This window comes from Ardenticatenales bacterium, from assembly GCA_020634515.1.
In the GTDB taxonomy this organism is placed as follows: domain Bacteria; phylum Chloroflexota; class Anaerolineae; order Promineifilales; family Promineifilaceae; genus JAGVTM01.
Window position 1 is genome coordinate 208,473 of sequence record JACKBL010000001.1, and the last position, 20,574, is coordinate 229,046.

Genomic DNA, 20,574 nt, shown 5'->3' on the forward strand with positions numbered 1-20,574 from the left:
TCCTGCAGGTTGTGTCCCAACCGGAATTGCCTGGCGGGTACGCCTTCCGGGCCGAGGTGAGAAATGGCGGGGTTTTGTCCTGGCCGCGCCCAAAGCGTCAGCCGCGGGCCGGGCAAATAACAACGGGCCGCGTCTCCCCGGTTCGTCCCTGAGACGCGGCCACTTTTCACAAACCGTGTTGGCTCTGCAGAATTTAAGCGGGAGTGGAGGCTTTAGCAGAATTTAAGCGGGAGTAGAGGCTTTAGCAGAATTTAAGCGGGAGTGGAGGCTTTAGCCGGAACGGTTGCAGAATTTAAGCGGGAGTGGAGGCTTTAGCCGGAACGGTTGCGACAGAATCTCCTCTCCGCCCCCCTATCAGGAGATGACCCCACGAGTTCCCCCAAAGCCACCTTGTTTCACGCCCTCTGTAGTTGGGATAACTTGCTCCAGGCTTACCAGCAGGCCAGTCGCCGCAAACGGGGGCGGGGCGATGTGGCCGCCTTTGAATATCGCCTGGAAGACAACCTGCACGACTTGCAGCAAGAGCTGCGCGCTCGCACTTACACTCCGGGCCGCTACAACAGCTTTTTCATCCACGAACCGAAGCGGCGGCTGATCAGCGCGGCGCCGTTTCGGGACCGTGTGGTGCATCACGCCTTGTGTAACGTTATCGAACCGATTTTTGAGCGCGCGTTCATCTACGATTCTTACGCCAACCGTGTGGGCAAGGGCACGCACCGCGCCCTGGACCGGGCGCAGCAGTTTGCCCGCCGTTTCCCCTACGTGCTGCAATGCGACTTGCGCCAGTTCTTTCCCTCTATTGACCACGCCATTCTGCGCCGCATTCTGCGCCGCAAGCTCACCGACCCCGACGTGTTATGGTTGATTGACGAAATCCTCGGCAGCGGGGAGGGCGTTCTCAATGAGCAGTACGAGATGGTTTATTTCGCGGGGGACGATTTGCTGGCGCCGCTGCGCCCCCGGGGGCTGCCCATTGGCAACCTGACGAGCCAGTTTTGGGCCAACGTGTACCTGAATCCATTTGACCATTTTGTGAAGCGCCGCCTGCGTTGTAAAGGGTATGTGCGTTTTGTGGATGATGTGCTGCTGTTTGCCCACGAGAAGGACCACCTGTGGGAATGGAAGGCGGCAGTGGAAGAGGAGTTGGCGCGTTATCGCCTGACCATTCACCCGGGCGCACAGCCGCGCCCGGTCACGGAAGGGATTCCTTTTTTGGGCTTCCAGGTTTTTCCGGAGAGACGGCGGCTGAAGCGGCGCAAGGGGGTACAGTACCGGCGGCGGCTGGGGCGGCTGCTGCGACAGTACGAGCAGGGGGAAATCTCGCTGGACGCGGTGACGGCGTCCGTGCGCGGGTGGACGAATCACGCGCGCTATGGCAACACCCTGGGACTGCGGAAAAAGCTTCTCGGCGAAAAGATTATTCCCAAACCGCAACGCCGAGTTGAAGCAGGCGACGGCGCACCCTAAAAAAATTCGATCCGCTGGGGGGTCTGGGGGGCAAAGCCCCCCCAGAGAACAGAGGTTCAGAGGGACCAGAGTCCAGAGGGATCAGCGATCAGAGACAAATGGGGAAACTGCCACCCGAAACCCGGAGTTGTCGTTGAAGTGGTTGAGCGGGGCGAGCCAGTAGCGGGCGGAGCAGCCGGTGTAGTTGACATAATACGCACCGCCACATATAAACATGTCTTTCCGGTTGCGCGGATCGGTCGTTTCATATTCCGGCGACAGGCGGTAGGGACGCAGTTTGCCGTAAAAACTGCGCGTCCATTCCCACACGTTGCCGCTTAAATCCAGGCAGCCCACCGGGCTGGCCCCGGCAGGGAAACTGCCCACCGCCGTCGTGTTGCCTATCCCTGCCGCTTCATCGTTGGCGCGGAAAAGACCCGCCGCGATCTCTGCCCGCGTGGGCGCGTCTCCCCAGGGATATTCCCGCAGGCTGAGGTCGCGGCCATCCCGCGCATTGGGGACCAGGGGCGGCGGCGCGTCCAGGACCGCCCCCAGGCCGCCTATGGTCGTCACGCGCGGCGCAGCGGGGATGTGCCGTCCGCCGCGGGCCCCCTTCTCCCACTCCGCTTCGTTGGGCAGGGTGACGCGGTAGCCAGGGGGCAGGTGAGGCTGCCAGCGCCGCTGCAGCCAGTCGCAAAAGGCCAGGGCGTCGTACCAGTTGACCCAAACCACCGGGCGATTTGCGCTACCGCGCAGAGAGTCCCTATCCGCCGAACTGTAGTCGCTGTCGGCAACGAACTCCTGGAACTGGGCTACGGTGACAGGGTATTGCGCCAGCCAGTACGGTTTGTCCAGGATGTCCAGCCAGCGTCCCTCGCTGCTTTGTTCGCTGTCCGCCATCCAGAAGGGACCTGCCGGCACGTAGCAAAAGCGCATTTCGTCGCACGTCAACACCCCTGGCCGGTCATCCCCCAATTCCGCCAGGATATCGCCAGCCCTGGCCCGGTCGCGCGGCGGCAATGCCCCCCGCGTCAAGATCGCTTTGTGCCACTCCTGGACCTGGTCCAGGGAGCGGCGGTAAATCTTCGTTTCCTTTTTCAGCAAATCCGAGTCATGCAGCACCTGCCCCGCCAGGTAGACGCCCCACCACTGCGCCTCGGCGACCGGCTGCGCCTCCTGGGGCGCATCCTCCCGCTCATAAAGGTGATCCACCAACGTCCATTGAGACGCTGTCGGGGCTGAGTTGCCGGCGAGTAGAGCGGCCTCGCGCCAACGCGCCGGGTCCTGGCGCGCCAGGGCGGCGATGTTGCCGGGGAAATCCTCTTGATCCAACAGGTACATGGCCGCCAGGTATTCCTGAAAAGTGCGATGCGGAAAGCCATAGACGCCCTCTCCCCGATCTTCCAGCAAACCCGCCCGATCCCGCACGTAATCGGCTATTTTCTGGTAGGGAATAGCGTCTCGTTTTTCTTTGGGAACCGCCTGGCGCAGGGCCGCGACCAGCTTTTCATGCGGGATGTCGGCGGTGGCTGCGGCAGCTTCTTCGGGCTGGTCGCGGTGGACTTCATAAGCCAGTTGGCTCAAAGCGCGGCGCAGCGCCAGCGTATCAATGCCCAGTTCCGTGAGCGCATTTGTTTCCTGCCCGTGCGGACGCCCCTTCTCATCCAGGATCAGCTTGGGACGCTGCCACAAGTCCAGCAGCAGGTTGACGCTGTGGTCGTACAACTGCTCGCGCCGTTCCGGCAGCATGCCGCCGCCGCGCCAGCGATGCAGCGACACCATCAGGGCCAGCAGCAGCGGTCGCGGGGCCAGTTCTTGCAGGTTGGAGTTCCGTTTCACCTGTTCTTTCAACTGGTTAGCGTACCTTCGCGCCTGTTCCTGACCCAGGTTGGGGTCCAGCGGCCCGGCCACGGCATACCAGCGGTCAATGTAGCTCTCGATCTGCTCCGGGGTGAAATCCAGCAGCGAGGTCTGGCTGAAGCCCGGGAGATGCCAGGCCGGGTTCTGGTAGGCGTAGGGGCGCGAGGTGACCACCATGCGCACGCGGCTGAATTCGCGCGCAAACTGGAGAATGGCGTCCCGCAGTTGTTCGCGCCGCTGCTGCGCTTCGGGCACTTCGTCCAGCCCGTCCAGCAAGAGAATTCCCCCCTGCTGTTTCAGGTTTTCGGAGAGCGCCTGCGCGCAGCCTGCCAGCCCCGCGTTGTTCAGGCTGGTCGTGATGTAGGTCCACAGGCTTTGTTTCTGTGGCAGGCCTTTGGCGGCGTAGTCGCGCAGAACCACCAGGATGGGCAGCAAGGCCGGCAGTCGCCACCCGCGCTCAATCAGGCTTTCCAGGTTCGTTTCCGCGTCCTGCAAACCAGCCCCGCTGAGGCAAAGGGCCAGGTACTTGACCAGCGTAGATTTGCCGGAGCCGGGCTGCCCCAGCAGCACCAGCTTCTGATTCTCGGCCCGGCTGAGCGCGGCCAGGGATGGTTCACGCCCCTGGCGTTCTACGTCGCGTTGGTCGCGGAAAGCGCGCGACGCCATCTCTCGCTCCAGGGATGGCACGTCCAATTCGGTAAAAACGCTGTGCAAATTCAAGATAGACGCGCCTAACTCTTGCGCCTTGGGGTCTATACTGGTCATGTGCAGTTGGGCGCATTTTTGCCACACGTAGGTGTAGTAGCTGTCAGGCCAGGTAGCCACCGTAGGAGCGGCATCTGGCGGCGGCTTGGGCGCTTCCCGCTTTGCTCTTTCCAGGTCTGTCTCCTGCTTCAGCCGCTCCCTTTCCAGTTCGCCCGTTTGCTGCAACTTAAATCGTTCCAGTTCCACCTCCAGTTTTCGTAACTCGGCCTCGTGTGTACGCTGATCCGCCTCGCGTTGGGCTTGCAGCCTTTCCTTATCCAGTTCATGTCGGTTGTTGAGGACCGCGTACAGGATGAAGGCGACGAGGGCAACGGCGGGAATCGCCAGCAAAATGTCGGGCAGTTTGCCAGTTACCCTGGCAACTATGATGGCTGCGACCAGAATCAGGCCGCCGTAGCTGAGCAAGGGAGGGAGTTTGGCAAAAGCCTCAGTGAGGGTGGCAAGGGTGGGTTTCGGATCAGGAGGGGAAGGCTCTGGTGCTGTCATGGGGAGATTATAGCGCAGGAAGCGGGAAATGCAGGCGCGAGATGACAAAAGTTTGGCAAACTTTTGTCATCTGACCGCCAGTGGAGGTTGGGGCAGATGGGTTCAATCTCGGAGATTGAACCCATCTCGTCGCCACCTCATGTTCGCGGTTGACTTTTGCGTGGATTCCGTTTACCATTTGGCGATATGGGAAATCTAAATTATAATTTAGGTATATTGAAAGTGAGGTGCGTGTATGCCTGATCCCGGATTATCACTACTGGTTTTTCTGGCGCTGATTGGTGTCAGCGCCATCCTCTTTTGGCCGCGGTGGGGTCAGTTCTGGCGCTGGCAACAGATGCGTCGCCTGACCACCCGTGTGTTGCACGAAGATGCGCTCAAGCACTTGTATCGTTATCAACAGCATCAACGCCTGGCTACCGTGGAAAGCGTGGCGGGCGCATTGCAAATAAGCGGCAGCGCGGTCACGGACCTGCTGGGCGACATGGTCGCGCACCAGTTGGTGACGATGGCCGGGGATACGGTCCACCTGACCGCGCGCGGGCAGCAGTACGCGCTGCACATTATCCGCGCCCACCGCCTCTATGAACGCTACCTGGCGGACCAGACAGGCTTCGCCGAACCGGAGTGGCACGACCGCGCCGAACAGCAGGAGCATTACCTGACGCCGGCGGACGTGGACGCGCTGGCATTGCGCCTGGGCAACCCCACGCACGACCCGCATGGCGACCCTATTCCTTCGGCCAGCGGCGCGTTTGTGCCGCACGGGGGCGTGCCATTGACCTCGCTGGACGTGGATACGCCCGCCCGCATCGTCCACCTGGAAGATGAACCGGACACCGTGTATGCCCAACTCGTCGCCGAAGATATTCACCCCGGCATGGAAATCCGCCTGCTGGAATCCACGGGGCAGCGCGTGCGCTTTTGGTGTGATGGCGACGAGCACCTTCTAGCGCCCATCGTGGCTGCCAACATCTCCGTTGTGCCCCTGCCGCGGCCCTCCGCCGTGGAAGGGAGCGTGGGCGAACGCCTCTCGAACCTGGAGCCAGGGGAAAGCGCCATCGTCCTCGGTCTCACGCCTGCTTGCCGTGGCAACGAGCGCCGGCGCTTCATGGACCTGGGCATTCTTCCAGGCACGGTCATTCACGCGGAAATGCGTAGCCCCAGCGGTGACCCCATTGCCTTCCGCATCCGCGACACCCTCATTGCCCTGCGCCGCGAGCAGGCGGACCGCATCCGCATCACCCGCGAATCAACGGGCGACGACGACCAACCATCAACGGCCAACCACCAACGAACAATCATGCAGGAAACCTTATGAACCAACCCTATTCCCCCCCTGTTTCTGATGCCTGCGCCACCTGCCCCGTCCATCACGCCGCCAACCTGCGCAAGCTGGGTGTGAACATGGATGAGTGGGATTATGTGGTGGCCCTGGCGGGCAATCCCAATACGGGCAAAAGCACCGTTTTTAATGCCCTTACCGGGCTGCGCCAGCATACAGGCAACTGGCCGGGCAAGACCGTCACCCGCGCCGAGGGCGGCTTCATCTACGCTGACAAGCGATACAAAATCGTGGACTTGCCGGGGACATATTCCCTCCTCTCCACCAGCCTGGACGAAGAAGTGGCGCGCGATTTCATCCTCTTTGGGCAGCCGGATGTGACCATCATCGTCGTGGATGCCACGCGCCTGGAGCGCAACCTGAACCTGGTGCTGCAAATCCTGGAGATCACCGACCGTGTCGTCGTTTGCCTGAACCTGATTGACGAAGCGCGACGCCACCATTTGCAGGTGGACGAGCGCAAACTGGCGCGTGACCTGGGCGTGCCGGTCGTGCCGACTGCCGCGCGCCAGGGCGAAGGGCTGCCGCTGCTGCTGCAAATGATCGACGAAGTGGCTTCCGGGAAAACCATTTGCCGTCCGCGTCGTATCCAAAAGCAGCCGCCGCAGTTGAAACGGGCGCTCAACGAACTGGTGGAAAAAATCGAAATCGCTTTTCCGGGCCTGCCCAATGCGCGTTGGGTGGCGCTGCGCCTGCTGGACGGGGACGAGCGCATCGCGGACGCCGTGCGGCGGGGCGAGTTGGGCGACCTGACTCGCAGCGCGCCGGAGACAGCCAATCCTGACCTGAGCATTCCCCTGGAGGTGGCTGTATGAATAACCAATCCACCCTGATTCCGAACGACATTTTGAACACGGCGGAGCAGTGGCGCTGGCAGATTGGCAACACGTTCCACGAGCAGTTGATGGAAGCTATCTACACCGAGGCCACGGAAATCGCCGATGCCGCCGTCACCCGCCCGGACAGCCGCCCCCGTTTCGACCTGGATCGGACGATAGACCGACTGGTGACCAGTCGTCGTTGGGGTTTCCCTATGATGATTGCGCTGTTCACGCTGGTTTTTTGGCTGACTATTTCCGGCGCGAACGTGCCTTCCAATTTCCTCTCCAAGATTCTGATCGACACGGTTCATCCCTGGTTGAAAGAGGGCGCGGCGCTGGTGGGACTACCCTGGTGGCTGAGTGGCTTGCTGATTGATGGCATGTACCTGGCGACGGCCTGGGTGGTGAGCGTGATGCTGCCGCCGATGGCGATTTTCTTCCCGCTGTTTACGCTGCTGGAGGATTTTGGTTATTTGCCGCGTGTGGCGTTTAATCTGGACAATGTTTTCAAAAAGGCGGGGGCGCACGGTAAGCAGTCGTTGAGCATGATGATGGGGTTTGGTTGTAATGCGGCGGGGGTGGTGGCGACGCGGGTGATTGATAGCCCGCGAGAGCGATTGATTGCCATTATCACGAATAATTTCGCGCTGTGTAATGGACGCTGGCCGACGCAGATTTTGATTGCGACGTTGTTTATTGGCGGATTAGTGCCGGCATATCTCGCGGGGTTCATTTCCGCATTGGCCGTCGTCGGCATCGCTATGCTGGGCGTTCTCTTCACCTTCGGCGTCTCCTGGGCGTTGTCGCGCACCATGTTGCAAGGAGAAGTCTCCACCTTTAGCCTGGAACTACCCCCCTACCGCCCACCGCGCATCTGGCAGACCATCTATACGTCCTTTATTGACCGCACTATCTACGTTTTGTGGCGGGCCATTGTCTTCGCCATGCCCGCCGGGGCCGTGATCTGGCTGGTTGCCAACATCCACATTGGTAGCGTCAGTCTGGCGGAATATGTCATTAACGCGCTGAATCCGGTTGGCGTGCTACTCGGCCTGAATGGCGTCATTTTGCTGGCCTATGTGGTGGCGATTCCGGCCAATGAGATTGTCATCCCCACGGTGTTGATGCTCACGGTGTTGGTGACGGGGGCGCAAAATCTGGGCGCGGGGGCGGGGGTGATGTTTGATATGCAGTCGAATGCCGGCATGATGAATCTTCTCCAGGCCGGCGGGTGGACACTGCTCACGGCCGTGAACCTGATGCTGTTCAGCCTGCTGCACAACCCATGCAGCACCACGATTTACACGATTTACAAGGAGACGGGCAGCGCCAAATGGACGGCCGTGGCCGCGCTGCTGCCGTTGCTGATTGGCTTTGTGGTGACGTTTCTGGTGGCGCAGGTGTGGCGGTTGGTTGCCGGCATTTAGTGTTAGTGTCAAGATTGGTTCATTCCTGGAGAATGAACCAATCTAAACAGCGCGCGCGAAGAGGCATTTGAGGTACGCGCCTTCAGGGAAGCTGATGGGATGATCGAGGGGATGGGTGGTACGATCAACTTCTTGTAGTCGTTTGCCGGCCAGGGAGGCGCCTTCGTCAACGGCCGCCCAAAAGGCAGATGCCGGCACACGGCTGGAACAAGAAGCGCTCACCAAAATGCCAGATGCCGGCAACAAAGCAGCCCCCAACTGCGCCAGACGACGGTAAGCGGCCAGCGCCCCCGCCACATCCGCCTGCCGCTGCGCGAATGCCGGCGGGTCCAATATCACCATGTCAAAGACACGACCTGCCGCCCCCAATTCCCCCAAGACCGCAAACGCATCCCCCACCAGCATCTCATGCCGCGCCCGCGCCACGGTCAGCGTATCCTGATTACGGGCAAAATTCGCCTCCGCCCCCGCCAGCGCCAATGGATTCAGGTCCACGCTCACCACCCGCCGCGCCCCCCCACGCGCCGCATACAGCGAAAATCCCCCCGTGTATGCAAACACATTCAGCACATCCCGCCCCGCCGCCAGCGCCTCCACGCGGGCACGGTTCTCCCGTTGGTCCAAATAAAAGCCCGTCTTATGCCCCTGGCGCACATCCGCGGCAAAAAGCAACCCATTTTCGCGGAAAACCACCTCGCCCACATCCGCCTGGCCGTGCAAAACCTGTCCGTCTTGCAGGCCAAAAAGAGCCGCCGACTGCGCCTGCACGGCACGGCTGAGACGCAACACCACCCGCGTCCGCGGAAAATGCGCCAACAACGCGGGAATGACCACCCGCAGATGGCGCACCCAACCCGCCGCGTATAGCTTCAACACCAGCGTCTGCGCATAACGATCCACCACCAGGCCGGGTAGGCCATCGTTTTCGCCATGAATCAGGCGGTAGCCCGTTGTTTGCGCAGAGGCGAGCGGGGCGCGGTGGGCAATGGCCGCCGCCACGCGCCGCGCAAACCAGTCACCGTCAATCGGCGCGGATTGCCCTGCTTGCAGCACGCGCACGCGCAGCGGCGAAGCCGGATCGTACAGTCCGATTGCCAGAAAGCGCCGTTTGCGATCAAAAATCACGGCCAGGTCCCCCGCTTCACCGACGAAGCTGACTTGCCGAATACTCTGGTCAAATACCCAGGGATGCCCGTGGCGTACCGCGCGTTCCGCCGCCGGATGCAGATGGACGGCCAGGCGGCGTTCGTTTGGCGCGGGCACATGCGCCAGCGCCGAGGTGTACATAATCGTGATGTGGTTCATCATAGCAGAGCGTGAAGTGTAGCCAATTCGTTAACCGCGGCCTGTTTCCCGTTGATTGTTGACTGTTGCCTTCATGCCAACCAGCCGTGGACAGGTATTGTATACCGTTCTGCCTCCCCGCCGCACGCAAAATTCCGTTTGCGGGCTGGACTATCCATACGATACAATCTCCTTCTGGATTGTTGCCAGGAAGCTGCATGGGTACAGCACGCTACGCTTCTGAGACTAACCCAATAAATCCGTGGCAGTGGGATGCGCGTCTTCCGTGCATGACCGTCCAACAATGCTACGCATAGATGAGAATTCGTCTAGCTCGGGCGGAAACCGTCCGCTCTATTTCTATGAAACAGGTAACCGTGACCATTCCCGCCACCAGTGCTAATCTGGGACCCGGCTTTGATTGCCTGGGGCTTGCGCTTGGCCTATACAATCAGGTGACGTTTACACGGCAGGGTGGCGGATTGAGAATCACGGTCGAGGGAGAAGGGGCTGCTACTATTCCCCGCGACGAGCGGAACCTCGTCTACCGGGCCGCCGCCCGCCTGTTTAGCGAAGCCGACGTTCCTGTTCCTGGCTTGCATATTCACCAGGTCAATCGCATTCCCGTGAGCAGTGGCCTGGGCAGCAGCGCCGCCGCTGTTCTCGGCGGCATCATGGCCGCGGGAGCGTTTTTGCCCGCGCCCCCCAACCAGCCGGAGATATTGCGCCTGGCGACGAGGATCGAAGGCCACCCGGACAACATCACACCGGCGATGCTGGGTGGCCTGACTCTGATCGTGCAGGAAGCGGGCGAACTGTACGTGGAGCGCATCGACATCCCCGCGTTCCTCGTCATCGTCGTTTTGCCGGAATTTGATTTTCCCACCAGTACGGCGCGTTCGGTCTTGCCTGCGCATATTTCGCGCCAGGATGCCATCTTCAACGCCAGCCGGCTGGCCCTGCTCATTCGCGCCCTGCAATCGGGTGACATTGCCGCTTTGCGTCTGGCGATGCAAGACAGACTACACCAGCCCTATCGCCTGCCCATGATTCCGGGCATGGCGGAGGCATTTGCCGCCGTGCAGGGGGCGGGCGCGGCGGTTGCCCTCAGCGGCGCCGGCCCTTCGCTGCTGGCGATTGCCCCCGATAATTACGTGGAAATCGCGCACCTGGCGGCGGATGCCTTTGCCGCTGCCGGCCTGAAGGCGCGCACCTGGGTGCTGCCCGTGGATGCGCGGGGCAGCGTGGTGCAAACCCAGGGGGGCGGTCGGTGAAAACGATACGCGCCTTTATCGCCATTACGCTTCCTGAGGCTGTGCGGCGTCAGTTGGGGGTTGCCTGCCAATCGCTGGCGGCGCAGCTTCCGCCGCGCGCGGTGCGCTGGGTGCAACCGGCGTTGATACATCTGACGCTGCGTTTCTTGGGGGAGGTGGAAGTGGGAAAAGTGGTGGCGCTGGCCGCCGCGTTGGATCGCGTCGCGGTGAATACGCCTGCTTTTACCATGAGGCTGGGTGAACTCGGCTGTTTTCCCAATTCGCGCCGCCCACGTGTCATCTGGGTCAGTTTGGAGGATTCAGGCCCGGCGGTGGTTTTGCAGCGGGCGCTAGAACAGGATTTGGTGGCCGGAGGATGGCCGCCGGAAGATAAGCCATTTCACCCTCATCTGACGTTGGGGCGCGTGAAAGGGGAGGCGGGGCAGGTGGGGCGGCTTCCGTGGGGGCAGGCATTGGAACCGCTGCCGGTTCCGGTTGAGGCGATTCATCTGATTGAGAGCCAGCTTCGTCCCAGCGGCCCGATTTATACAAAGCGGCATACAAGCCATTTATGCCTTCCAGGTAACAGCTAACCCTCTCGAGGGCTGAGCCTGTAGGTAGTTTCGGGCCAGAACCCGGCGTGACCTTCCAGGAAGGGTTTGTGTTGGGTAATCAGTGGCGATGGCGTTCCAAAAGACAACAGCCCGAGACGAGGTCTCAGGCTGCTATCCCTTCGAGTATCCCACACTTCCCAATTGAGCCGCGCACTGTTTGGAGGCTCATAGCTAAGTATATGGGAGGCGCGAGCCAAATTCTACGGTCAAGTCATCAGAAAATGGGCGCTGTTTCTTCGTGAAATGTGTACAAGTATGGCGCGGGTGGTTGTCGTGGCCGTCAGGTTGGCGGGGGCGAGTTGCGAACCTGTTTTTACAAAACCTACGCAAAAGGAAAAGCAGCCTATGACGGGTGTCACAGACTGCTAGCCCTTTGAGTATCCCACACTTCCCAATTAAGCCGCGCATATCATTGGAGGCTTGCTAATAGTATAGGCAAACCGGCGCGCGAATCATAGAGACAAATTGCCCGAACTTGTGAGAACATTCTTTGTACAAAGGTTACAAGTGGCTATCCAGAAGGGAGGGATGGGCGCGAAGCTACCAAGTGAATGTTTTTCCTGTCTCAGAGTGGCAGATTGGGGTGGATTCCGTGAGCTTCGGGGCGCAATTGCCATAGCTTGAGGGCGAGGTGCATGGCCAGACGCATATCGGCCTGGTTTAGATTTTGCCCCGTCAATTCCTGGATGCGGTCCAGCCGGTAGAGGAGGGTGTTGCGGTGGATGAAGAGGGATTCGGCGGTTTGGGTGATGTTGCCGTGATGGGCGAAGTAGGCGTCCATTGTTTGCACCAGACTGCTACGATGTTCTTCGTCGTATTGGACCAGGGGGCCGATGACGTGGGTGCAAAAGGCGCGCACGGTGGGGATGTCTTCGATCTGGCCCAGAAGCTGGAAAATTCCCAGGCTGTGGAAATCTACCAGTCGGTTGAGGTGCAGGCGCTGGCCGAGGCGCATGGCCTGGACGGCCTCTTCATAGACGGTGGGCCATTCGGCCAGGCTGGCGGCAGGTCCGCTGATGCCCGTAACCAGTTGTGCTTCGGGAAATTCCGCTTCTAGTTGTTCGCGCACACGTTTTTCCAGCTCCTTGACGGTGTTCATGTTTTCGCCGTCGCTACTTTTCAGGGCCTGGAAGACGCAGACGTGGTCTTCACTGTAGACGTGTAATAGCGCGGGGCGTTTGTGCGTGGTGAGGAGCCAGTTGATGGTTGTGGTGAGGCGGCGGAGGGAGGGTGCGTTGGGACTGTTCCAGGTGAAGGTGAGGATGGCGTGGAGTTGCTTGGTGTCGTGGTCGAGGCGGGATTCGAGGCGTTCGATTTCTTTTTGGGGGAGTGTGCCTGCCAGCAGCCCTTCGAGAAAGTCGCCGCGCAGGGCTTTTTTTGCCTCGCTGATCGCTTTGGCTTTCGCCATTTCCAGCGCGCAGGCGGCAGCTCCATGTTCGACGGTGAGAGTGTCGAGCATGTCCAGTTCGTCCGCCAGGCCGATGACGGAGACGTAGCCGCGGGCGCGGTCGCCGGAAATGATGGGGCTGACGAGGCGCGCCATGCCGTGGCCTTCGGTTTCGATGGGCAGAAGTTGCTGCCAGTAGCTTTGAGCGACTTTGGTGACGGCTTTGCGATTGCGCAGGATCGGTGGCAGGTTGTCGCGCTGGTTGAGCCAGCGCAGGAGTTGGGTTTCGTCAACGAGGAGGCTGAGGGGGCGGCTGATGGCCTGGGTTTCCAGGCGTTTGTCCTGGACGACGATGATTTTGCCGGTGAGTTGGGACATGACTTCGGACATGGCGGCCAGGCCTTGTCCTTCGCGGGACATTTCGGCGAGGCGACGGTAGAGTTGCATGCCGCGTTCGCTGGTTTGTTTCTGGCGGTCAAGCAGGAGGGAGATGACGTTTTGCAGGATGTCGCGGAGGGTGTTTTGTGCCGGCACAATCAATATCGGCAGATCATGTGCGCGCGCCTCTTCCGTGGTTGTGTCGGGTAGGGGAGCAAAGGTGAGGATGCCGGCAATTTCCAATGCAATCAACTCGCGCACACCCTGGAGAATGCCGGCAGGCGTGGAGGTGGAGAGGAGAGATGCCGGCAAAATTGCCAGATCGCCCCCTCTTACCTGCTGGGATAGTTCCTCCCAACTCACCAGCGTCGCCGCCCAGTTAACCGGCTGCTGCCGAAAATCGTGACCGTTGATCACCGTCGTACTTAATGGCAAAGCCAGGCGCAGGACATCCCCAATCGTTACCTGTTGTGGCGCCAGTTGTGTCATCGTCATCCTCGCGGCTTGTCGAACTGCGCACTCCTACAGAGGGTCTCAGCATCGAAAATGCGTCCCATCAATAAAAAAGGATACAACCAGACCCAATGGCCTGGTCGATCCCTTATTGTTATACAGAAAGAATGGAGATCGGCAATAGCAACCTGACGAAGAAAGGCTGTGACTATACAGGTCATCTGCCCAGATTGGACCCATTTGCTCTGGTTAAATCCTGTTAATGTCTACAAAATTGGTCCAATCTCTCGGAGACGTGAATAGTTACGGAAGGCTAACGATGCTGGTTCGTGCCTTATTCCGTCATCAGTCCTTAGTAACCGTCCGAAAACAACTTCACGTTTTCATCGGACGGTTACTGACAAGCTGTTCGCACAATTCCACTAGCTTAATTGCGAACAGCCACTTAATCTGTTGCCCCGACGCTGATAGGCAGGCGCACCACAAAAGTTGTCCCGTTGCCGGCATTACTGATGACTTCGATAGTCCCGCCGTGTTGTTCAACAATGCGATGGCTCGTGGAAAGCCCCAGACCCGTCCCTTTCCCCGGAGCTTTGGTTGTATAAAATGGCTCAAAAATGCGTTCCCGCTGCGTTTGCGTCATCCCGACACCATTATCACACACCACCACCTGCAATTTCTGCCCGGAATCATCCAGGCGGGTTATGACGTCCAGTTGCCGCTCTCCCTCTTGCTCTTGCAGTGCATCGCGCGCATTGATAAACAAGTTGATCCACACCGTTTTCAAATGATCGGCGCTGGCAAAAGCGGAAGGTAGCCCTGGGGTTAACTGCATGGTAACGTGGATGTGGGCCGTCTGTAATTGATAGGAAACGAGGTTTAGCGCCTGTCGCAGGGATTCATTAATATCCGTCGGCGCGAAAAGATATTCCTCCTGGCGGGCAAAATCAAGCAGCCCACGCACGACTTTGTTGGCGCGTTCGCTCGCCTGCACCAGCAGATCCACCAGTTCGTATCGGTCGTCCTCCTCAGGAACGCTCATTCTAAGCATGGCGGAGCCGGCCGTAATCACGGCCAGGGGGTTATTGATCTCGTGTGTGATACCCGCGGCCAACTGGCCAATCGCCGCCAGTTTGTCCGCCTGCGCCAAAGAGAATTCCAACCGCTTTTTCTCGGTGACATCTTGCCAGATGACAACGGCCTGGGCGGATTCCGTCTGCGGTCCGGGGATGGGGTAGGCATTCACCTCCCACTCGCGCGGCATCCGCAGGTCATCAAAGACACGCACGACCCAGCCGGACGTGGTTTTGTGGCGCAGCGTTTCCGCTACGGCACAACCCGCGCAAGGGGTGTCAAGTTGGAAAAAAGCCCGGTAGCAAACCTGGTTGACCAGGGCGACGGCGGGCGCATTGTGTTCATTGAGGGTGCTTCTGTTGACGGCGGTGATGCGCCACTGTTCATCAACCGTGTAGATAGGGTGCAGAATACCGTCGATCACGGCTTGTAGGCGGTCGCGTCCCTTGAGCAGGGCTTGCTGCTGTTGGCGCACGCTTTGGAACAACCAGGCATTCTCCACCGCCCGCCCCACGGCGCTGGAAAGCGCGGTGAAGAGAGCCGTATCTACGTCGGTGAAGTCGCCGTGGTTCTTGTTCAGGGCCAGCAGCACGCCAACACCGCGGCGGCGCACATGCAAGGGGGCCGCCAGGAGGGTACGCACCGGGAATCCGCGAGGGGCGTCTGTGAGGGCGAAGCGTGGATCGGTGGAAGGGTTGTTGAGACAGACGATTTGCTGCTGCGTGAAGACGTGCCCGACGATGCCCTGGCTGGCAACCACGGGAGGAAAGGCGTAAGGGGCGTGATTGGTGGTAATTTGCCGGCAAAACAGCATCCCCTGCCGTTCGTGAAACAGAAAAATAGCCGCGAGTTCCACGTCCAGTATCTGGCGCGCGCCTTCAACCGTGGCCTCAAACACCAGCTTAGGATCGCGCAGCGAGGTCAGCACCGTACTTGCCTCATTGAGCAGCGCCAACTGGCGACTCTGGTGCTGCAACTGTTTTTCCAGTCGGTGGGATCGCAGAATCGTGTTCACGCGCGCCAGCAGTTCCTGGTGATGATACGGCTTGGTGATGTAGTCGTCCGCTCCCGCGGACAGCGCCTCAACGCGCTCATCGGTGCTGGTGGTGGCGGTGAGGATGATCACGCGGGTGTATTGCAATGCGGCGTGCTGCCTGATCCAGCGCAGTAGTTCGCCGCCGCTTAGCTCGGGCATACGCATATCCAGCAGCACCAGGTCAAAGGGCGCGGCGGGCCCTTCGCAGGCAGCGAGGAGGGCGCGTCTGGCGGCGGCGCCATCGTAGGCAATGGATACCTGGTAATTGGTTTGGGTTACCAGGTAGTCATGCAGCGATTGGGCAATATCTGGCTCATCATCTACAACCAGAATGCGCGTTTTGTTAGGATTGGGGATGAGCGCCAGTCCGGGTTGGAGGAACAACGTTATGATCCCTGAAATGTATAGCCGTGACCCTGAACGGTGAGAATATAGATGGGATTGCTGGGTTCCGGTTCCACTTTCTCGCGTAAGTTTTTGATGTGGGCGCGCACGAGTTCGGGACTGCCTGTATCGCGCGGATAGTCCCATACATCTTGCAGAAGTTGCTGGCTGGTGAAGATGCGGCCCGCGTTGCTCATGAGATGGTAAAGGAGGTCGAATTGGACGTTGGTGAGTTGGGCGGAGCCGACGGGCGTGGTGACGATGAAGCTGCGACAATCCAGGCTGACGTCACCGACGACGAGGTTGTTGATGGTGGCGGGGGCGTGGTTCAGGATAGGGGTGGTGCGGCGCAGAATGGCCTGGACGCGCAGTTGCAGCTCTTCCATGTTGAAGGGTTTTGCCAGGTAATCATCCGCGCCGGCACGGAAGCCCTCAATTTTGTCTTCGTCTTTACCGCGGGCGGTGAGGAAGAGGACGGGTATGTTGAGGAGGAGGGGGTCGCTGCGAATTTGCCGGCATACCTGGTACCCATCCGTCCCCGTCATGACAATATCCAGAATGAACAGATCAGGGCGATGGCGGCGGGCTAACTGCAATCCCTCTGTGCCGCTGCGCGCCGTCATTGAATGATAGCCATATGTTTTCAGCGCTCGCTGCAACAAGCGAGTCACCAGTTCATCATCATCAATAATCAAGACCGTCTGTTGGGTAGGGGGGTGCATTTGCTTTAAGCCTCTTGGTTACTAGCAGGCCTGGCTGAGAAGGGCGCATTCGTGAAAAGATTCGGAATTGGACGAACGCGCTGGAAGGATTCCTGTCTGTGGAAAGGTCCCATGTTAACGCTACAACCCCGAAGGGTTAAACAGGCGTCAGTATGGCGATTGCGGGTAGGCGATGGATTTTCCGTGCCGTACGCCTACGGTTTTGCCCTTTTGCGATAAAACCCGGCAAAATGATCCGCTGTCTCCCTGTTAGCAGATCGTTCTGCGCCTGCGGCGCGGCCCCGTGCGCAGATGCACTGGGGCAACTTTCTTACGGACAATGTAACTGCTAAGCCAGATTGGACCTATTTCACCAGAGAGCGTTAGTAGCTACTAGATAATTATAATAGGCAAAAGAGCCTTTTTGCAAAGCAGATAGAAATAACCCCAGAAAAATCTCCACACGCCGATGGTGTTTTATGTCAGGAGCCAACCGTATCTTCTCAAAAAAGGGTGGTAACGTTGGTTGAGCCTGCCGAAACCAACGGCCTTCGACAAGCTCAGGCTGCGTTTCCCCCGAAATATCGAGAATTGACAGCCAACCGACGACAAATCATGCCGGCACCGTGGATTCTCATTTTCTTCGTGTCCATCCGCGCTCGTCCATGTTCCCCACCTATTCTTCATTGCTTTCCAGAAATGCTTGCAGCGTCTTATAGATCCCCGTGATGGTTTCTTGACGCGGCGCATAGAGGCGGCGGTTATTGGCGTCGATAGTCAGGCGGATCATGCCGGCAACGCGTAGGGATCGCAGGTGATGTGTTACTGTGGGGGGGCGCAACCGCAGCCGCCGCGCCAGGTCCGCGGGCGTCATGGGGGCGGCGTTGAGGTAGCGCAGGATGCGCAGGCGGGTGGGGTCGGCCAATGCCTTTAATGCATTGTAAAGCATGTCCGGGACGACTTCGCCGGGAATCAAGGAGACGCTGTCCGGACGGGCGCCAAAGAGGAACAGGCGTTGTTTTTTTGAGTATGGAACCAGAGCTACCAGGGGTGAAATCCAGAAGGAGGGGATAAGAATGAGTTCTTCTGTTTCGGGGGCCTGGCTGAAACTGACTCCGTGGGCCAGTTCGTCCAGCAGTTCGGACAGGGGAAGACGCGAGGCCATTTTCTGGGAGCGGACGACAGCGTCGCGGAGGACGGGTTGAATGCGTGTTTCCTCTTCGGCGAAGAACACGGCGTGGAACATTTTCAGGCCGTCGAGAAGCTGTTCGCCGACGCGCTCACACTGTGACCACAGTTCCAGAGCACGATGGACCGTTTTCCGTTTTGGCGCGCGTTCTTCGTACTGTTTCAGGAATTCCTGCAGGTACTGCTGGTCGTCGTCGTTCCAACTTCCCCGGCTGGCGATGTCCTGGAGGCGTTCGGTGATAGCTGCCGGCACATGCTCGCCCAGAACCAAACTTGGCAAACGCTCGGCAGCCGGAAGCCGCGCCAGATGCGTGAGGAGAGTGGCGCTGTCCTTCGGAGCCGGCAATTCGTAAATCCAGGAGACCGGAGGAAACATGATTTCCAGGATTTCTCCCAGCGCTTCCCGTTCCGCCGTGGGCAAACGCGACCGGACGCCCGCGGCCCAGGCGCGGCGCAGTCCGTAATCCTCGGGATGATAGAGGACGTGGAGGCTAACAAAAAAATCGTAAGCAGTACCAATATCCCAGGAGAGGTTTGTCATGGTGACTCAGTTTACCCTGAAATGCGAATGATGACCATAATCATTTGTGTCAATACAGGTGCGACGCCCTTTTACATGGTGCTGCATCATTATGATACTGGCGTTCACAAGTGCGTCGCACCTCTGGATGGCGTGAAGCAAATGAAGAAGCCTGTCGTATGTCTCACAGGCTTCTTCGCGGAAAAGGGGATCAGGCCGGAGCCGCCGCCATGATGGCCCGGATCTGCTCCATGTGGTCATGGTTGTGCAGGGGCGTAAACAAAACCCCCTGGCCGATGCGCAAATACGCGCTCTTGCGAGCGACGAAGGCGTCGGGCAGCCCCGCTACCAGGGCTACCGTCTCCGACTCCGCCACCTTTAGCGCCGCTAACAATGCATGGACTGAGCCATGCGTGGCAATCGCCGCGTTCAAACGGACCGGATCATTGCTGGCGAAGCCGGCACGAGCCGTATCAACAACTTCGCACGTAATCCAGTTCTGCAAGTCTCGCTCGCCACAAAGCAGGTGAGCCAGCACTTGTTTGATGCTCCATTCCTCTGCGGTGGGAGAGCGATTCGCGAGTTCCTCACTAATGCCTTGCAGCATGGCTTCCAGTTCTGCATCCAACTGTGCGTACATCTCCGTCAGCCGCGCCGCCAACGCCGGGGCTGTATCCGGTACATCTGGACTGGGGCGCGCCGATAGTGTTAACATAATGGTGTGCTTTTCCGCGCCGCGATAAAATGTGAGGGGGACGTTGTCCCCCGCTTGCTTCTGGCGCAAGATGGGGGCCAGCGATTGGAAGGTCTCCAATTTTGCCCCGGCCATTTCTACGAGCATGTCGCCTCTTTGCAGACCGGCGGCGTCCGCGCCTGTGCCGGCAACGGCGCCGTTGATCTGAAGACCATAACTCACCGGGATGCCCAGGCTTTGCGCCAGTTCTGGCGTATTTGGCGCGGCAGGCATGATGCCCATGAAGGGTAGACGGGCTACGCGCAGGTCGATGCCCGTTTCCAGCACGGATTGCAGGTTTTCCAGGCCGGTTTCCCAGCCTTCGCGGATGGCCTGGCGCAGGCGCGCGCCTGCTTCGTCCGCGGGGATGCCGCTATGGGTCAGGGTTAGTTGCGTACCGGATTGTGCCGGCATAAAAACAACATGCACCTGTGTCACAAAAGGATCGCCCATGCCTTGCCACACAAAAGTGACATGCTCATTTGGCCCCAGACTCACGTAATGGCCGCAGGCGTAATACTGTTGCTGCTGCCAAAACCAATAGAGGCGTCCCTGGACAACCGGTGCGGCTTCGGCAACGTCGCAGAGCCACTCTTGCCAGGCATTGGCGCTGGTGAAGGCGCGATAAACTTGTTCTGTTGGCGCGTGAATGAGGCGTTGGAATTCAAGAAAACTGTTTTCAGCCATTGTTTTATGCTCCTTTGGGATAGAAAGATATGGAAACAGCACCCGGATAGAGCGCCGCGCTCTCCGAGCGATTCTCATTGGAGGAGGAGGACCATATATTAGATATTTGTCTAACAAGAATGATAACAAATAGCGGGCACTTGTCAAGCGTCAGTTTCCCGCACATCGCCACCGTCCAACACAAAAAGCAAATAGCGGACAAGTCGCCCCGCAATTCTCCATGGCTCTTTGGGAACTCGCGGGGTCTTGGCCTAAATAGAGAGCGGAGTGGAGACTTTAGAATGAGAATGGCGGCAAGTTGACGCTACTCACTCTCCTCTATCTGCGTGCCGCTGGATAAACTCCAGGCGGTTGCCAAAAGGGTCGCGGATTTCAAAGCGGTCGGCGGCGGGGATAGGAATCGATGTTTCCACGGTCACGTTCGCCTCCGCCAGCCGACGTCGCCACTCCGCCAGGTCCGTGACCGCCAACGCCACGTGCGCCTTCGTGCGCCAGCGATCCACGCCGTCTTCCACGCCTACATGCAACTCCTGCGCCCCCAGCCGCACCCAAAACCCACCCCGCCCTTGCAGCGAAGCGGGCTTTTCCACTTCCGGCAACCCCAACAAGTGTACATAAAATTGACGGCCTTGCGCTTCCGCGCCGCGCGGAATTGTGATTTGCGCGTGATCAATACCCGTTATTGTCATATAATTCTCCTAACTGTTAAGCCAGATTGGACCAATTTTCAGA

General features: G+C 59.3%; 14 protein-coding genes. 6 read left to right on the forward strand and 8 right to left on the reverse strand.

Annotated features, from left to right (window positions below):
• The first annotated feature begins 390 nt into the window (after positions 1-390).
• Complete coding sequence (locus H6650_00865) at positions 391-1,467, forward strand: RNA-directed DNA polymerase (GenBank protein MCB8950541.1); 1,077 nt, start codon at positions 391-393, stop codon at positions 1,465-1,467.
• An 81-nt stretch (positions 1,468-1,548) separates the two neighbouring features.
• Here the strand turns inward: H6650_00865 and H6650_00870 are convergent, their stop codons facing one another.
• Entirely contained in the window at positions 1,549-4,557 is a 3,009-nt protein-coding gene (locus H6650_00870; protein ID MCB8950542.1) for an SUMF1/EgtB/PvdO family nonheme iron enzyme, read from the reverse strand.
• 235 nt (positions 4,558-4,792) lie between these two features.
• Between H6650_00870 and H6650_00875 the strand changes: the two genes are divergently transcribed.
• Genes H6650_00875 through H6650_00885 form a run of 3 tightly spaced genes read left to right on the forward strand, consistent with a single transcriptional unit; the run spans position 4,793 to position 8,150 of the window.
• Entirely contained in the window at positions 4,793-5,878 is a 1,086-nt protein-coding gene (locus H6650_00875; protein ID MCB8950543.1) for a metal-dependent transcriptional regulator, read from the forward strand.
• On the forward strand, positions 5,875-6,717 hold the full coding sequence (locus H6650_00880; GenBank protein MCB8950544.1) for a 50S ribosome-binding GTPase: 843 nt from the start codon (positions 5,875-5,877) through the stop codon (positions 6,715-6,717). The genes H6650_00875 and H6650_00880 overlap by 4 nt, the downstream gene beginning before the upstream one ends.
• Positions 6,714-8,150 carry a ferrous iron transporter B gene (locus tag H6650_00885; GenBank protein ID MCB8950545.1) on the forward strand — a complete coding sequence of 479 codons (1,437 nt, stop codon included), beginning with the start codon at positions 6,714-6,716 and terminating at the stop codon, positions 8,148-8,150. The genes H6650_00880 and H6650_00885 overlap by 4 nt, the downstream gene beginning before the upstream one ends.
• A gap of 42 nt (positions 8,151-8,192) precedes the next feature.
• On the opposite strand, the gene H6650_00890 is transcribed toward H6650_00885, so the two are convergent.
• Positions 8,193-9,437 (reverse strand): class I SAM-dependent methyltransferase, encoded by a 1,245-nt coding sequence (locus H6650_00890; GenBank protein MCB8950546.1) that lies wholly within the window; start codon positions 9,435-9,437, stop codon positions 8,193-8,195.
• Positions 9,438-9,796: 359 nt separating this feature from the next.
• On the opposite strand from H6650_00890, the gene H6650_00895 reads away from it, so the two are divergent.
• Complete coding sequence (locus H6650_00895) at positions 9,797-10,708, forward strand: homoserine kinase (GenBank protein ID MCB8950547.1); 912 nt, start codon at positions 9,797-9,799, stop codon at positions 10,706-10,708.
• The gene (thpR, locus tag H6650_00900; GenBank protein ID MCB8950548.1) at positions 10,705-11,280 is read left to right on the forward strand and encodes an RNA 2',3'-cyclic phosphodiesterase; all 576 of its coding nucleotides are present in this window, start codon (positions 10,705-10,707) and stop codon (positions 11,278-11,280) included. Before H6650_00895 ends, thpR begins: the two co-directional genes overlap by 4 nt.
• 586 nt (positions 11,281-11,866) lie before the next feature.
• Here the strand turns inward: thpR and H6650_00905 are convergent.
• From H6650_00905 to H6650_00930, 6 genes are all read right to left on the reverse strand, one after another.
• Entirely contained in the window at positions 11,867-13,555 is a 1,689-nt protein-coding gene (locus tag H6650_00905; protein MCB8950549.1) for a helix-turn-helix domain-containing protein, read from the reverse strand.
• Positions 13,556-13,964: 409 nt separating this feature from the next.
• Positions 13,965-16,013, reverse strand: a complete 2,049-nt coding sequence (locus H6650_00910; GenBank protein MCB8950550.1) for a response regulator — start codon at positions 16,011-16,013, stop codon at positions 13,965-13,967.
• A gap of 2 nt (positions 16,014-16,015) precedes the next feature.
• On the reverse strand, positions 16,016-16,735 hold the full coding sequence (locus tag H6650_00915; GenBank protein ID MCB8950551.1) for a response regulator transcription factor: 720 nt from the start codon (positions 16,733-16,735) through the stop codon (positions 16,016-16,018).
• Positions 16,736-17,390: 655 nt separating this feature from the next.
• Positions 17,391-18,443, reverse strand: a complete 1,053-nt coding sequence (locus tag H6650_00920) for a winged helix-turn-helix transcriptional regulator (GenBank protein ID MCB8950552.1) — start codon at positions 18,441-18,443, stop codon at positions 17,391-17,393.
• Between the two features lie 190 nt (positions 18,444-18,633).
• Positions 18,634-19,842: an SRPBCC domain-containing protein gene (locus H6650_00925; GenBank protein ID MCB8950553.1), complete on the reverse strand. Its 1,209-nt coding sequence runs from the start codon at positions 19,840-19,842 to the stop codon at positions 18,634-18,636.
• A 308-nt stretch (positions 19,843-20,150) separates the two neighbouring features.
• A complete protein-coding gene (locus H6650_00930) occupies positions 20,151-20,531 on the reverse strand; it encodes a VOC family protein (GenBank protein MCB8950554.1) in 381 nt (126 codons plus the stop codon).
• Between the last annotated feature and the right edge of the window lie 43 nt (positions 20,532-20,574).

Coding starts and splice junctions, on each gene's coding strand:
- H6650_00890 (MCB8950546.1), bottom strand. CDS start 9,437: ATGTACACCTCGGCGCTGGCGCATGTGCCCGCGCCAAACGAACGCCGC.
- H6650_00870 (MCB8950542.1), bottom strand. CDS start 4,557: ATGACAGCACCAGAGCCTTCCCCTCCTGATCCGAAACCCACCCTTGCC.
- H6650_00920 (MCB8950552.1), bottom strand. CDS start 18,443: ATGACAAACCTCTCCTGGGATATTGGTACTGCTTACGATTTTTTTGTT.
- H6650_00915 (MCB8950551.1), bottom strand. CDS start 16,735: ATGCACCCCCCTACCCAACAGACGGTCTTGATTATTGATGATGATGAA.
- H6650_00880 (MCB8950544.1), top strand. CDS start 5,875: ATGAACCAACCCTATTCCCCCCCTGTTTCTGATGCCTGCGCCACCTGC.
- H6650_00875 (MCB8950543.1), top strand. CDS start 4,793: ATGCCTGATCCCGGATTATCACTACTGGTTTTTCTGGCGCTGATTGGT.
- H6650_00925 (MCB8950553.1), bottom strand. CDS start 19,842: ATGGCTGAAAACAGTTTTCTTGAATTCCAACGCCTCATTCACGCGCCA.
- H6650_00930 (MCB8950554.1), bottom strand. CDS start 20,531: ATGACAATAACGGGTATTGATCACGCGCAAATCACAATTCCGCGCGGC.
- H6650_00885 (MCB8950545.1), top strand. CDS start 6,714: ATGAATAACCAATCCACCCTGATTCCGAACGACATTTTGAACACGGCG.
- H6650_00905 (MCB8950549.1), bottom strand. CDS start 13,555: ATGACACAACTGGCGCCACAACAGGTAACGATTGGGGATGTCCTGCGC.
- H6650_00895 (MCB8950547.1), top strand. CDS start 9,797: ATGAAACAGGTAACCGTGACCATTCCCGCCACCAGTGCTAATCTGGGA.